A 13856-nucleotide genomic window follows, 5' to 3' on the forward strand; every position below is an offset into this window, starting at 1 on the left:
CAGGCGCTGCCAGACCGGAAATGAAAAGGGGCGCCGCGCGGCGCCCCTTTCTTATTCTGCGGTGGCGTCTTCCACCTGCGGCTCTGCCGTCTCGTCTGCGGGGCGTTCCTTCAGCTTGAAGCTGCGCATCAGGAAGTCCGGCACATGATCGCCCATACCGACAACACGGTCGTCGCGGTCATTGCGGCGGCGGTCGTCGCGACGGTCCTCACGGTGGTGATGGTGATGATGCCCGGTGCCATGGGTATGGACCTGCGCCGGGGCAGGGGCGGGCGCCGGGCTTGCGGGCTTGCGGTCTTCCACCACCTCGGGTTCGCGCGGCGATGCCTCACGCGGAGTGGCCTCGCGCTGCGGCTTCGGCCCCTTGCCCTTCGGGCCACGGTCGTCGCGGCGCCGGTCATCCTTGCGGCGGTCATCCCGCTCGCGCGGTTCGGGCAGGGTAAAGCCCTCGGGCAGGCTGCCGCGCGGGATTTCCTGCTTCACCAGCGATTCGATATTTGTCAGGTATTTCTCGTCATGCGGCGTGGCAATCGAGAACGCCTTGCCCTTGCGCCCGGCGCGGCCGGTACGACCGATGCGGTGGACGTAATCCTCGGGATGCGAGGGCAGATCGAAGTTGAACACATGGCTGACCGATGGAATGTCCAGCCCGCGCGCCGCCACATCCGAGGCGACCAGCAGTTGCAGAGACCCGTCGCGGAAGCCATCCAGCGTTTTCATGCGCTGCGACTGGTCCAGGTCGCCATGGATCGGGGCCGCGTTGAACCCATGCGATTTCAGCGACTTGGCGACCACATCCACATCCATCTTGCGATTGCAGAAGATGATGGCATTGGTGCAGCTCTCACCCTCGGCCCGGATCAGGGCGCGCAGGACGGCGCGCTTTTCGGCAAAGCTGCGGTCCTTGCGGCTGGGCGTGAACTGCACCAGCGCCTGTTCGATGGTTTCCGAGGTGGTCGATTGCCGCGCCACTTCGATCTTCACCGGGTTCGACAGGAAGGTCTTGGTGATCCGCTCGATCTCGGGCGCCATGGTGGCCGAGAAGAAGAAGGTCTGCCGGGTGAAGGGCGTCAGATTGAATATGCGTTCGATATCGGGAATGAACCCCATGTCCAGCATCCGGTCGGCCTCGTCCACCACCATGATCTGCACGCCGGTCAGCAGAAGCTTGCCGCGTTCGAAATGGTCCAGCAGACGGCCAGGGGTGGCGATCAGCACGTCCACGCCGCGATCGATCAGCTTGTCCTGTTCGCCGAAGGCCACGCCGCCAATCAGCAGCGCCTTGGTCAGCTTGGTGTGCTTGGCATAGGTGTCGAAGTTTTCGGCCACCTGCGCCGCCAGCTCACGCGTCGGGCACAGCACGAGGCTGCGCGGCATCCGGGCGCGGGCACGGCCCTGACCCAGCAGCGTGATCATCGGCAGCGAGAAGCTCGCTGTCTTGCCGGTGCCGGTCTGGGCGATGCCCAGCACGTCGCGGCCTTCAAGGGCGGGCGGAATGGCCTGCGCCTGAATCGGGGTGGGAGTTTCATAGCCGGCTTCGGCGACGGCTTGCAAAACGCGCGGATCGAGCGCGAGATCGGAGAACTTGGTCATCAACGTCCTGTCACAGCGGGATCGGCCCGCGGGGAGGTGGAGGGACGCTGCTTGTCCGGGCGCCCCGGCGTCATGGCATACTTTGCCTTCCGCCCCCTACCGGAAATTTGATCCGTCGTCAAGTTGGCCCGCCATGTTCCAGCACATCCTTGTAACTGCCCAGCAGGGGGATATTGCCTTCGAATTTCATGCATTCGCGGCGCAGCTGGCGCGCCTCGGGGTCTTCCATGACCTCTTCGAACTTCCGCTTGTGAATGGCGACCGACTGGCGCCGCAACCGCTTCAGCCGGTCATAGGTCGCATCGTTCAAGGCGTTGAACCGATCCACCAGCCGCGCCCGCCAGGGCGCCATGCTGTCATCCTCGACATAGTTCTTGTTGCGCAGCGCCCAGTATTTGAGCCCGACCTCGCGGTCATCCTGATGGGCGGAGCCCCTGCGGGTCTTGACCATGAACGTATCCAGATCGCGCACGATGTAATGGTTGATCTGCGCAAGGCTTTGTCCACCCGGATCGGTGGAGTTGTAATTCTTGATCTGATATTGCCCCGGCACCAGCCCCGAACCGTTGACGACACGCAACGCGTCTTCATCCACGCCCTCGCGGGGATTGGGGCGGTGGACGCCCGGGCGTTCAAAATATTTCGGGCGGAACAGACATTTATAGGCGTTGAACCGTTCGTCGTCGGCCATCACATAATCGGCCATGGTGAAGCGTTCGGTCTGCATGCGGAAGCTTTGCAGCCGCTTGCCGGAATTGCCGAACAGCCGCCAGTTGATCTGTGCCACGTCGAAGGGCGGGCTGGCCGCCACGAAATCCTCCAGCCGCCCGTTGCCGGTCTTGATCACCAGAAACTCGTCAAGATCCAGAGCCATGGCAAAATCGGCCTCGGCGTAGGATTTCAGGCGTGAAGCGCGGATATAGGCCCGCACCTGATGGGTGCCGCGCGCGGCGGCGCTGTTGTCGAAATACCGGATGGCACCCAGCTTTTGCAGCGCCGTCAGGATGTCCTGCGTCAGATCGTCGGAATCGTTCTGGTAGATCACGATGTCGGTGAAGCCGACTTCCATGTGATGGGCGACCCATTCAAGAATGAAGGGGCCTTCGTTCTTCGCAGTGGCAACCAGAAAGGCACGGGGGGCGGACATGGAACCTCCTGTCGGACGCGGCCAGTCTGGCGCGATTGGGCAGGGGCCGCAAGGGCGCCTCCGGTCACACTCCGGTCAGGCAGGGATGCGGGAGGGGCCGGTAGCCTGCTGCCAGTATGGCGACCAGCGGGGCAGGGGTCAGAACGGTTGCAGGGCCATCTGGCACGGGCCGGGCAGGGCCATAGCCGTGGTCGGGCGTCCAGGGATGCAAGGCGCCTTGCCATATCAGGGCGGGCTGGCCCTCGGTCAGGATCATGGCGCCGTCAGGCAGGTCGGGTGAGGGTGCCTGATGGCGGCATTGCTGCGCCGGGCGTCCGGCCAGCCGGGCCTTGTGCAGGGCCGCGTCGATGGCTTTCGCATCCGCCGGGCCGAACAACCGTTCCCAGATCCCGCGAAAGCGGTTGTAATCCTCGCGGCGGCATTCGGCGCAGGGGCGGTGACCGGCAGCCAGCGCCTGCGGCTCGTCGTAGAAGAACAGTTCGGTATAGCTATGAGGCGCCATCAGCGGGCGCTTGCGGCCCTTGAAGGCCAGCTTGCAGCAGATCCAGTTCTTGTGCCGCCAGCGCGCCGGGCCAGGCTGGCCCGCTGCATCGTGCAATATCCCGCGATTGCCCATCCATGCGCCGCGAAACGGCAGCGCCGCGATCTCGCCAGTTGGCAAGACGCGGTTTTGCCGCGTCACGCCAGCATTTCTTTCGTCGCGGTCAGCTTCAGCTCGGGGTAATCGCGCTGGATGCGATCAATGTCCCATTGCAGGCGGGTCAGGTACACCACGTCGCCATCGTGGTCATGGGCGATATGGCCCTTGTTCACGTTGAGGAACTTGTCCATTTCCGCCTTCGGACCCGCCACCCAGCGGGCGGAGGTGAATTGCGACGCCTCGAACCGCACTGGCAGCGCATATTCCTGCTCGATCCGGCTGGCCAGCACGTCGAATTGCAGCGCGCCCACCACGCCCACGATGAAGCCCGAGCCGATCATCGGCTTGAACACCTTCGCGGCGCCTTCCTCGGCGAATTGCATCAGCGCCTTTTCCAGATGCTTGGCCTTCATCGGATCGGCGGCCCGCACCCCGCGCAGCAGTTCCGGCGCGAACGACGGGATGCCGGTAAAGCGCAGATCCTCGCCCTCGGTCAGCGCGTCGCCGATGCGAAGCTGCCCGTGGTTCGGAATGCCGATGATGTCACCGGCCCAGGCCTCTTCCGCCAGTTCGCGGTCGGCAGCGAGGAACAGCACCGGATTCGACACCGCCATCGGCTTTTTCGACCGCACATGCAGCAGCTTCATGCCCCGTTCGAAATGGCCGGAGGCGAGGCGGATGAAGGCCACGCGGTCGCGGTGCTTGGGGTCCATATTGGCCTGCACCTTGAACACCACGCCGGTCACCGGCGTTTCCTCGGGCGCGACCTTGCGGCTGGCGGTGGGCTGCGGCTGCGGCTCCGGGCCGTAATTGCCGATACCATCCATCAGTTCTTTCACCCCGAAGGAGTTGATGGCAGATCCGAACCAGATCGGCGTCATATGGCCTTCCAGAAACGCCTTGCGGTCGAAAGCGGGCAAGAGCTCGCGCGCCATTTCCAGCTCTTCGCGCAATTGCGCCAGCATCCCGGCCGGGACGTGCTGCGCCAGTTTCGGATCGTCCAGCCCCTTGATCTCGATGGTTTCGGCGACCCGGTTACGGTCGGCGCGGTCCATCAGTTCCAGCCGGTCGTTCAGGATGTCGTAGCAGCCCAGAAACTCGCGCCCCGAGCCGATGGGCCAGCTTGCCGGTGCCACGTCGATGGCCAGGTTTTCCTGAATCTCGTCGATGATCTCGAACGTATCGCGTGCCTCGCGGTCCATCTTATTACAGAAGGTCAGGATCGGCAGGTCGCGCAAACGGCAGACCTCGAACAGCTTGCGGGTCTGGCTTTCCACGCCCTTGGCGCCGTCGATCACCATGATCGCCGCATCCACCGCCGTCAGTGTGCGATAGGTATCTTCCGAAAAATCGCTGTGGCCGGGCGTATCGACCAGATTGAAGCGGAACTCGCGGTAGTCAAAGCTCATCGCCGAGGCCGAGACCGAGATGCCGCGATCCTGTTCCATCTTGATGAAATCCGACCGCGTGCGCCGCGCCTCGCCCTTGGCCCGCACCTGACCCGCCATCTGGATCGCGCCGCCGAACAGCAGGAACTTTTCGGTCAGCGTGGTTTTCCCCGCATCCGGGTGCGCGATGATCGCGAAGGTCCGGCGGCGGGCGATTTCGGGCGGGAGGGTGGGGCGATTGTCCAGCATGGCCGCGCTTTAGCCGAAAGCGGGCCGGTCGTCCACTGGTGCGAAAGCCCGTCACGCAGCCGTCACCGAAGCTTTGTCTGTGCGCCATCTTCCTGCAATGCGGCACGGCCAGAAGCGGCGCAGCAACACCCAAGCAGGAGATTCCCATGCTGTCGCGCCTTCTGTCCGCCACCGCGCTTTGCGCCACGCTGATCGCCGCACCGGCACTCGCCGAAACCACCTTCCCGGCAGTGCTGAAGGGACAGGCCGTGCTGCCCGCCCTGACGCTGATCGACCCGCCGGCCGATGCCCCTGCGGATGCGCGCGTATCGGGCAAGTTCACCGGCGCTGTCCGCAATGATGTGGCCGAAAGCGTGGCCGGCGATACCGGCGCGATGCATGGCAAGCGCCCGACCGGGCTGAACCTGCCGTTCAACGGCCAGCCGCTTCAGGGCTTTTCCGGTTTCGCCATGCAGCAGGCTGAGGATGGCAGCACCTATGTGCTGACCGACAACGGCTTCGGCACCAAGCTGAACAGCCCCGATGCGCTGCTGTTCTTCAGCCGGATCATGCCCGATTTCACCAGCGGCAAGGTCGAGGTGAAGGAAACCGTGTTCCTGCACGACCCCGACCGCAAGGTGCCGTTTCGCATCGCCTATGAAGGCTCGGACAGCCGCTATCTGACCGGCGCGGATTTCGACCCTGAAAGCATCCAGATCATCAATGGCGAGGTCTGGATCGGTGAAGAGTTCGGCCCCTTCCTCATCCGCGCCACGCTCGATGGCAAGGTGCTCGCGGTCTATCCGACCATGCAGGGTGAAGAGGTCATCAAATCGGTGGATAACCCGGCCAATTCCGGCACCTCGGTGGTCGGCAAGGACTGGATCGTGCCGCGCTCGGGCGGGTATGAGGGCATGGCACATCAGCCGGGCACCCCTCTGCTTTGGGCCATGCTGGAAAAGCCGGTGATGACTGCCGAGGGACAACCCGAAGGCGCCTTCCTTCGCGTCATAGCGTTTGACACGGCAGCGGAAAAGTGGACGGGGCAGGGCTTCAAATTCCGTCTGGCGGAAGGCGCAACCGCGATCGGTGATTTCAACTTCATCGACGAGACCCGTGCGCTGGTGATCGAGCGTGACAACGGCGAGGGCGATCCGTCGCTGAAATGCGCCGGTGATCCGGCGCCCGATTGCTTCCCGCTGCCCGCGCTGGTGAAGAATGTCGTGCTGATCGACACCGCCAGCGTCGATGCCGAGGGCTTCGTGCGCCGCATCGGCCATATCGACCTGATGGACATTGCCGACCCCGAGGGCGTGAACCGTCAGGAAACCCAGGCTGCGCGCGATCTGACCGGCAAGCACACCTTCCCCTTCTTCACCATCGAGGATGTGATGCGGGTGAGCGATACGCAGATCATGGTGGCCAATGACAACAACCTGCCGTTCTCGTCGGGGCGCAAGCTGGATGCGGCGGCGGATAACGAAGTGATCCTGCTGGACGTGGCCGAGATGCTTTCGGCAAAGTGAGCCGTTGCGCCTGCCTCACTTCAGGGGCAGGCGCATCTCCGAACTGCCGGACGGGCAGCAATGCGGGTCGTCCGGCTGGTAGCTGAACAGCGTCAGAACCAGTTCGCGGCCTGCGGCGGTGGTGTCCAGCCGGGCGGATTTGATTCCGTCCGGCGCCACGAACTCCTGCCAGATGGTCCAGCTTTCGCCGTCCCGCCGCAACACCATCTGCCGCAGTACAGCGGCATTGCCGCCATCGCCCGCCGTATAAGCGCCCTGCGCCAGCAGGTCGGCATCACCGTCGCCATCCAGGTCCCCCTGCCAGCCAAGTACAAATTCCGGCGCTTCGGTTTCCGACAGGATCGCAAGTGCCCCTTCGGGCAGCGGATCGACGGGTTGCAGATCCTGCGCGGCCAGCGGGGTGGCGGCGATCAGCAAAGCGGCGGGCAGCAGCAGGCGCATCGGCGGGGTCTCCGGTTCTGGCGCCAGCATCGTCTGTGGCGCGTCAGGGTCAAGCCCCTGGGGCTGCGACAGGTTCCCTATTTTCCACCTGCGGATTCGCGGCGACCGAGGCCGATCTCCTCCAGTTCCTGCCGTCCGGCCTCGGTCCCGAAATGCTGGTTCTGGCTCAGGCCGGGGAATCGCGCCCGCACTTCGGCCGACAGCTCGACCGGCAGGCGGTTCACCACCGCCTCTGTCACCATCAGGCTTTCGGCGGGCACGCCTTCGGCATAGATGATCTCGTGGCGTTCGAACACCAGGCTGAAGTAATCGACGAAGGCGCCTTCGCGCAGGAAGATCGTTTCGCCGTTCACCAGATGCTTGGCCTGCACCAGCAGTTCCGAAGTTGGCAGGCCCGGCGTCCGCTGACGCTGGTACAGGAACATGCGGTGATGCTGGCTGACGATCAGATCGCCCGCATTGCCCATGGCGCCTGAGGTAATGACGACCGGCGCGAAGGCCCCGACGGCCCGCAGGGTGGCATTCCCGACCCAGCGGACCGCCTGCGGCCCGTGGTCGCGCGTCAGAACCCGGTCCCCGGCGGTCAGTGTCTCGATGGGACGTTGCGAGCCATTCGCCATGGTGATCATCGTGCCGCGCGCAAAGCTCACGCACAGAAGATCGGACAGCGGCGTTTCCTCGGGCGCGTCCTCGACCTTGACCAGCGTATAGCCAAGCCCGGCGGCCATGGGTGACAGCGGCAGCGCGAACAGCCCGTCGCCCGAACCCTCCAGCGCCAGTAGCAACAGTTCGACCCGGTTCGCATCGTCGCCCATCAGCGTGTAGCGCGCGACGACCCGCACCGGATCGCCCGGTTGCCCCAGACCGGAGCCCGTCGCCACCTGCTGCGCCTTTGCGGCACGCGCCACCACCAGGCGCAGCGGCTCGGTGCCGGGTTCAAGTTCGTAGACATCGCCCGCGCAGACATCGTCTGGCAGACCCAGCCCGTCACCCATGTTCACGCCATGCGCGACATAAACCGCATCGGCGGGGAAGACCATGCAGGCCTGTCCGGGCAGAAGGCGGGTCGGTACGTCGGTCATGGCAAAAGGGCTTTCCGGGGCTGTGCGAAAGGGACGGCAGGCGCAGGCCGGCCGCTATGCAGTTTTCTGCATCAAGTCACGGAAATGTGCCAGCATTCGGGCAGAAGTAAGGGCCGATTGGTGCGCCTTGGCAAGTCGGGGGCCGCTTGCTACGGTCGGGCCGCATTATAACGGAGAACGCGCGATGGATCTGGGCATCAAGGGGAAAAGGGCACTGGTCTGCGCCTCGTCCAAGGGGCTGGGGCGTGGCTGTGCCGAGGCGCTGGCTGCCGCCGGGGTCGAACTGGTGATGAACGCACGCGGGGCCGAGGCGTTGCTTGCGACTGCCGATGACATCCGCACGCGCTTTGGCGTGCCGGTCACCACGGTTGCCGCCGATGTGACGACCGAATCCGGTCAGGTCGCGGTTCTGGCGGCGGCGAAGGATGTCGATATCCTCGTCACCAATGCGGGCGGCCCGCCGCCCGGCCTGTGGTCGGACTGGAGCCGCGACGATTTCATCCGTGCGCTGGAAGCCAATATGCTGGCGCCGATCGCGCTGATGAAGGCCCTGTTGCCGGGGATGATCGAACGCCGCTGGGGGCGGGTCATCAACATCACCTCGCAATCGGTGAAGGCGCCCATTGCCCAGCTTGGCCTGTCGAACTCCGCCCGCGCCGGGTTGACCGGCTATGTGGCGGGCACCTCGCGGCAGGTGGCGCCTTTCGGCGTGACCATCAACAACCTGTTGCCCGGCATCCACGATACCGACCGCGCGACCGCGCTGGATGGCGGGGTGATGCAGACACGCGGCATCAGCCGGGACGAGGCACGGGCCGAACGCATGGCGACGATTCCCGCCCGCCGCTATGGCACGCGCGAGGAATTCGGCGCGATGTGCGCCTTCCTTGCCTCGCAGCATGCAGGCTTCATCGTCGGGCAGAACATCCTGCTGGACGGCGGCGCCACCAACGCGACACTGTAAGCCGCGCCCCGCCGGGGCACCCCCCGGCGGGGTTGCCTTGGCGGGGTTGGGTTGCTAAGGGACGAGGGAAACCCAATCGTTTCAGTCGAGAAATCTGCCGGACTGAAAGACGCCATCGTGACCAGCCTGCCTCCCCGTCTCGAAATCCGGGACATCGTGAAACGTTTCGACGCCCGCCGGGTGGTGGACGATGTGTCGCTGACCGTGATGCCGGGGCAGGTCACTTGCCTTCTCGGGCCTTCGGGCTGCGGCAAATCCACGACGCTGCGCATCATCGCCGGGGTCGAGATGCAGGACAGCGGCACCATTCATCTGGATGGGCGTCTGGTCTGCGACACGGTGACCCGCGTGCCGCCGGAAGGGCGGGGCATCGGGCTGATGTTTCAGGATTTCGCGCTGTTCCCGCATCTGACAGTGGCACGCAACGTGGCCTTCGGGTTGAAGGGTGACCGTGCTGCTCAGGCGCGTCGGGTGGACGAACTGCTGGAGAAGGTGAACCTCTCGGGCTATGGCGACAAGCATCCGCACCAGCTTTCAGGTGGGGAACAGCAGCGCGTCGCACTGGCCCGCGCGCTGGCGCCGCGCCCGCGGCTGATGCTGATGGACGAGCCGTTTTCCGGCCTCGACAACCGCCTGCGTGACGGCATCCGGGACACGACGCTGGCGGTGCTGAAGGAAGAGGGCGCGGCGGTCCTGCTGGTCACGCATGAACCTGATGAGGCGATGCGCATGGCTGACGAGATTGCGCTGATGCGGGATGGCCGGATTGTGCAGCAGGGATCGCCCTACAATGTCTACACCCGGCCTGCGGATCGGGCGGCGGCGGCTTTCTTCAGTGATGTCAATGTGATCCGGGGCGTATCGCGCGGGGCGCTGACCCTGACCCCGTTTGGCGAGTTCCTGACCCCCGGCCATACCGATGGCGGCGAGGTGGAAATCGTCATACGGCCGCAGCATCTGAAGATTGACTTTGATCGTGCCGGGCGCGGGCCAAACCCGACGCCGATGGATGGCACGCCCGCACGCGGCACGGTGCAGCGCGCCCGGTTCATGGGACGCGAGAGCCTTGTGGAATTCGTGATGGATTACGACGGCTCGACCCTGACCGCTGCCGTGCCGGGGGTGTTTCTGCCGAAACCGGGCACGGCGTTGTGGCTTATGATCCGGCGGGATCGCTGTTTCGTGTTTCCGGCGCATCGGCGGGCGTAAGTTCGGCGGCGATGCGGGCGCGGTAATCCTCCAGCCTTCGCCCCGGCTCGTCGGGATAGGTTTCGCCCGTTTCGGTGATGGCGACGATCCGGTCTACGCGGAAGCTGCGGAAATCTGCGCGCGCCTCGCAGAAGGCGGCCAGCGTCCAGACCCGGCCCCAGAATTCCAGTTGCAGCGGGCGGATGTCGCGGTGCGTCTCGGCGCCGTGCGGGTCGATATAGGTGATGGCCAGCCGCTGCCGCGCGCGGATCGCCTGCCGCAGGACCGGCAGATGCGGCGCGGCGCGCTGGGTTTCATCGGCGGAATAGACGAACAGATCGTCGGGCTCGGGCGTCGCCGGGGCAGGGACCACGGCGGCGATTTTCGCCGCCAGCCCGCGTGCCGCGCGCGCCAGCCCCGGATCGGCACCTTCCGCCACCAGCCGCACCCCGAGCCGCAGCGCCTCCATCTCGGGCGGGGTCAGGATCATCGGTGGCAGGGTGATCGGCGCGCGCAGGATGTATCCCACCCCGCGCTCTCCCTCCACAGGCAGGCCCGAAGCCATCAGCGTGGCCATGTCGCGCCAGATCGTGCGCACCGAAACCTCAAGCCGCTCTGCCATTTCCGAGGCGCGGTGCAGCCGCCCGTCGCGCAGGATCTGGATAAGTTCGAAAAGGCGGTCGGTGCGGCGCATGATGGCACAGGCTGACGGCTTGGCGCCCCGGCGTCAATCCGCCAGAGACCAGATCACCCGGTCATGGCGCATCCGCACGCTGGCGCCGTCGATCAGGGCCATGAACGGGGCGAAGGCCGGGTCTTTCACCACGGCTGTGGCGGCGGTCCGGGCCGCCGTGAGGTCGGCCCAGAGCACGAGGTCCGTCCAACTGCCATCTTCGCCCTGCATCAGATGCCGGGCGAGGAATCCGGGCTGCGCTTTCACCAGCGCTGCGCTTCCCTTTGCCGCCGCAAGAAACTGCGCGGTCTGTGTGCCTTCAACCAGATGAAATTGCACGATTTCGGCGATGGCAACCGGGGTGGATAGGGTCTGTCGCATGGGAATCTCCTGTTGTTGCGATGGTGCTTTCTCGCAGAGGGCAACTGACATATAGCTGTCAGCAATCCGCCGCATCGCAGCGGATTCGGGGCTTACGCCGGGCGACGGCTTGGGTAAGCCTGTGGCCAAAGACACTTCCCATTGGAGGAATTCGACATGCAGATGGGACCCTGGCAACTGCTGCTTATCGCCGTCGTGGTGCTGGTTCTGTTCGGCCGCGGCAAGGTCAGCTCGCTGATGGGCGAGGTCGGCAAGGGCATCACGGCCTTCAAGAAGGGCGTGAAGGACGGCGCGAGCGAGATCGAGAACGCCGCCGATGACACCGTGAAGGCCGACAGCGCGAAAGACGTGACCCCGGCCGACAAGGACAAGGTCTGAGCCGCGCAACAGGCAGGCGGGTTCTGACGGGGGAAAGCGATGTTCGATATCGGATGGACCGAGCTTCTGGTGATCGGCGTCGTGGCGCTGATCGTCATCGGGCCGAAGGATCTGCCCATGATGTTCCAGCAGCTTGGCCGGTTCACCGGCAAGCTGCGGCGCATGGCGCGCGAGTTTCAGGGCGCGATGGAAGATGCCGCGCGCGAGGCAGGCGTGAAAGAGGCGGCGGATGATCTGAAAAAGGCCACCAGCGCCAAGTCGCTGGGCCTTGATGCGGTGAAGCAGGCGGCTGACAGGTTCGAGAAATGGGACCCGCTGAAGCCGACCACAGGTCCGGCCAGGGCGCAGCCCGACCCGGATGCGGCCGCGCCCGCCGACGCACCCGCGCCCACGCCGCCGGCAACCGGCACAGAAACGCAGGCGCTGGCAGAAAAGCAGGCCGCGCGCCGTGCCATCCTGAACGAGACCGGTGACAGGCTTCGCGCGTTGAAAGACGGCGAGACCCCCGCCGAAAAGGCCCCTGACGCATGAGTGCGAACGACCACATCGACGACAGCGCGGCGCCGCTGATCGAACATCTGAAGGAACTGCGGACCCGTATCCTTTATGCGATCGGGGCTTTCGCCGTCTGCTTCATCATCGGCTATCTGTTGTGGAAGCCGATCTTCGCCTTTCTGGCCCGCCCGATGTGCGTCGTGCTGGCCGAGCGCGGGCAGGAATGCCAGCTGATCCTCGTGAAGATGCAGGAGGGCTTCTTCGTCGCCATCCGCATCGCCATGTGGGGTGGCTTTGCGCTGGCCTTCCCGATCATCGCCTATCAGCTGTGGCGCTTCGTGGCGCCGGGGCTGTATCGATCCGAGAAAAAGGCCTTCCTGCCGTTCCTCGTGGCCTCGCCCGCGATGTTCCTGATCGGCGCGGCCTTCGCCTATTTCATCATCCTGCCTTTCGCTTTTGGCTTCTTCCTGGGCTTTCAGGACCAGTTCGCCAGCGATCTGGGGGGCGGCGACCTGACAGCGCCTCCGGCGGGGGTGGTTTTCCAGGGCTCGATGGAAAGTTATCTGGCGCTGACCATGACCTTCGTCATGGCCTTCGGTCTGTGCTTCCAGCTGCCCGTGCTGCTGACGCTGATGGGGCGGGCGGGGCTTATCTCCTCCAAGGGGCTGAAAGCCATGCGGAAATACGCGGTGGTCGGCATCCTTGCCGTGGCCGCTGTGGTGACGCCGCCGGATATGTTCAGCCAGATCATCCTCTTTGCGGCGATCTATCCGCTGTATGAAATCTCGATCTTCCTTATCGCGCGGTTCGAACGCGAACGTGAGGCGCAAGCCCGTGCCGATGGCACCTGGGTCGAGGAAGAAGACGACGACCCCGAAGGCGAGGATTACAAGTGACCGACCCTTTGCTGCGTATCGCCGAGGCGCTGGAGCGTCTGGCGCCGCCACCGCAACCCGCGCCGGATATCGGCGCGGCCCCGGCCTTCATCTGGCACACCGGCCCCGACCGGCTGGAGCCGGTGACGAAAGTGGCGCGGGTGGATCTGGATCTGCTGATCGGGGTCAACCGGGCGCGTGACACGCTGCTGGCGAACACCCGGCATTTTGCGCAGGGTCTGCCTGCGAACAACGCGCTTCTGTGGGGCGCGCGGGGGATGGGGAAATCCAGCCTAGTGAAGGCAATCCATGCCGCCGTGCGGGCCGAGGGGCAAGACCTGAAGCTGGTCGAACTGGCGCGCGAGGATCTGCCTTCGGTCGGGCGTCTGCTGAACCTCCTCCGCGCCTCCGATGCGCGGTTCGTGCTGTTCTGCGACGACCTGTCGTTCAGCCATGATGACCAGCATTACAAGAGCCTGAAGGCGGTGCTGGATGGCGGGATTGAGGGGCGGCCGGAGAATGTGATCCTTTACGCCACATCGAACCGCCGCCATCTGATGCCACGCGACATGATCGAGAACGAACGTTCGACCGCGATCAACCCGAGCGAGGCAGTGGAGGAGAAGGTGTCGCTGTCCGACCGTTTCGGGCTGTGGCTGGGCTTCCACCCGTGTTCGCAGGACGATTATCTGGCGATGATCGACGGCTATTGCGCGGCTTATGGCGTGCAGGTGGCGCCCGAGGTGCTGCGGGCCGAGGCGATCGAATGGCAGGCCACGCGCGGCGCCCGCTCGGGCCGGGTGGCCTGGCAGTTCTTCACCGATCTGGCGGCGCGTCACGGCGTGCGCGTATCCTGA

At 65.1% G+C, this 13856-nt stretch carries 15 protein-coding genes; 7 read left to right on the forward strand and 8 right to left on the reverse strand.

Features of this window, described 5'->3' with window-relative positions; genetic code table 11:
* Nucleotides 1-51 precede the first annotated feature (51 nt).
* The 4 genes from C8N34_RS06205 to C8N34_RS06220 form a co-directional block, all read right to left on the reverse strand.
* Nucleotides 52-1593: a DEAD/DEAH box helicase gene (locus C8N34_RS06205; RefSeq protein ID WP_108128221.1), complete on the reverse strand. Its 1542-nt coding sequence runs from the start codon at nucleotides 1591-1593 to the stop codon at nucleotides 52-54.
* A 118-nt stretch (nucleotides 1594-1711) separates the two neighbouring features.
* Nucleotides 1712-2740 (reverse strand): glycosyltransferase family 2 protein, encoded by a 1029-nt coding sequence (locus C8N34_RS06210; protein WP_054302289.1) that lies wholly within the window; start codon nucleotides 2738-2740, stop codon nucleotides 1712-1714.
* 64 nt (nucleotides 2741-2804) lie between these two features.
* Nucleotides 2805-3422, reverse strand: coding sequence for a hypothetical protein (locus C8N34_RS06215; RefSeq protein ID WP_108128222.1), 618 nt, complete (start codon nucleotides 3420-3422; stop codon nucleotides 2805-2807).
* Nucleotides 3419-5017, reverse strand: a complete 1599-nt coding sequence (locus C8N34_RS06220; RefSeq protein ID WP_108128223.1) for a peptide chain release factor 3 — start codon at nucleotides 5015-5017, stop codon at nucleotides 3419-3421. The genes C8N34_RS06215 and C8N34_RS06220 overlap by 4 nt, the downstream gene beginning before the upstream one ends.
* Nucleotides 5018-5163: 146 nt before the next feature.
* On the opposite strand from C8N34_RS06220, the gene C8N34_RS06225 reads away from it, so the two are divergent.
* A complete protein-coding gene (locus C8N34_RS06225) occupies nucleotides 5164-6522 on the forward strand; it encodes an esterase-like activity of phytase family protein (RefSeq protein ID WP_108128224.1) in 1359 nt (452 codons plus the stop codon).
* Nucleotides 6523-6537: 15 nt separating this feature from the next.
* Here the strand turns inward: C8N34_RS06225 and C8N34_RS06230 are convergent, their stop codons facing one another.
* Entirely contained in the window at nucleotides 6538-6963 is a 426-nt protein-coding gene (locus tag C8N34_RS06230) for a hypothetical protein (RefSeq protein ID WP_145693525.1), read from the reverse strand.
* A gap of 77 nt (nucleotides 6964-7040) precedes the next feature.
* Complete coding sequence (locus C8N34_RS06235; protein WP_242013762.1) at nucleotides 7041-8045, reverse strand: Hint domain-containing protein; 1005 nt, start codon at nucleotides 8043-8045, stop codon at nucleotides 7041-7043.
* A 184-nt stretch (nucleotides 8046-8229) separates the two neighbouring features.
* Between C8N34_RS06235 and C8N34_RS06240 the strand changes: the two genes are divergently transcribed.
* Nucleotides 8230-9009 (forward strand): SDR family oxidoreductase, encoded by a 780-nt coding sequence (locus tag C8N34_RS06240; RefSeq protein WP_108128225.1) that lies wholly within the window; start codon nucleotides 8230-8232, stop codon nucleotides 9007-9009.
* Nucleotides 9010-9135: 126 nt separating this feature from the next.
* Complete coding sequence (locus C8N34_RS06245; RefSeq protein ID WP_422387659.1) at nucleotides 9136-10218, forward strand: ABC transporter ATP-binding protein; 1083 nt, start codon at nucleotides 9136-9138, stop codon at nucleotides 10216-10218.
* Here C8N34_RS06245 and C8N34_RS06250 read toward each other — a convergent pair.
* Nucleotides 10166-10891, reverse strand: a complete 726-nt coding sequence (locus C8N34_RS06250; RefSeq protein WP_108128226.1) for a helix-turn-helix transcriptional regulator — start codon at nucleotides 10889-10891, stop codon at nucleotides 10166-10168. The two genes, C8N34_RS06245 and C8N34_RS06250, sit on opposite strands and share 53 nt — an antisense overlap.
* Before the next feature lie 33 nt (nucleotides 10892-10924).
* Nucleotides 10925-11251: an antibiotic biosynthesis monooxygenase family protein gene (locus C8N34_RS06255; protein WP_108128227.1), complete on the reverse strand. Its 327-nt coding sequence runs from the start codon at nucleotides 11249-11251 to the stop codon at nucleotides 10925-10927.
* A 156-nt stretch (nucleotides 11252-11407) separates the two neighbouring features.
* Between C8N34_RS06255 and tatA the strand changes: the two genes are divergently transcribed.
* The 4 genes from tatA to C8N34_RS06275 are packed head-to-tail and all read left to right on the forward strand — an operon-like array spanning nucleotide 11408 to nucleotide 13856.
* Complete coding sequence (tatA, locus tag C8N34_RS06260; protein ID WP_054301700.1) at nucleotides 11408-11629, forward strand: twin-arginine translocase TatA/TatE family subunit; 222 nt, start codon at nucleotides 11408-11410, stop codon at nucleotides 11627-11629.
* 39 nt (nucleotides 11630-11668) lie between these two features.
* A complete protein-coding gene (tatB, locus tag C8N34_RS06265) occupies nucleotides 11669-12160 on the forward strand; it encodes a Sec-independent protein translocase protein TatB (RefSeq protein WP_108128228.1) in 492 nt (163 codons plus the stop codon).
* Entirely contained in the window at nucleotides 12157-13020 is an 864-nt protein-coding gene (tatC, locus tag C8N34_RS06270; RefSeq protein ID WP_054301701.1) for a twin-arginine translocase subunit TatC, read from the forward strand. Before tatB ends, tatC begins: the two co-directional genes overlap by 4 nt.
* Nucleotides 13017-13856, forward strand: coding sequence for an ATP-binding protein (locus C8N34_RS06275; protein WP_108128229.1), 840 nt, complete (start codon nucleotides 13017-13019; stop codon nucleotides 13854-13856). Before tatC ends, C8N34_RS06275 begins: the two co-directional genes overlap by 4 nt.

The sequence above is a fragment of the Gemmobacter caeni genome, from assembly GCF_003054195.1.
In the GTDB taxonomy this organism is placed as follows: Bacteria; Pseudomonadota; Alphaproteobacteria; order Rhodobacterales; family Rhodobacteraceae; genus Gemmobacter; species Gemmobacter caeni.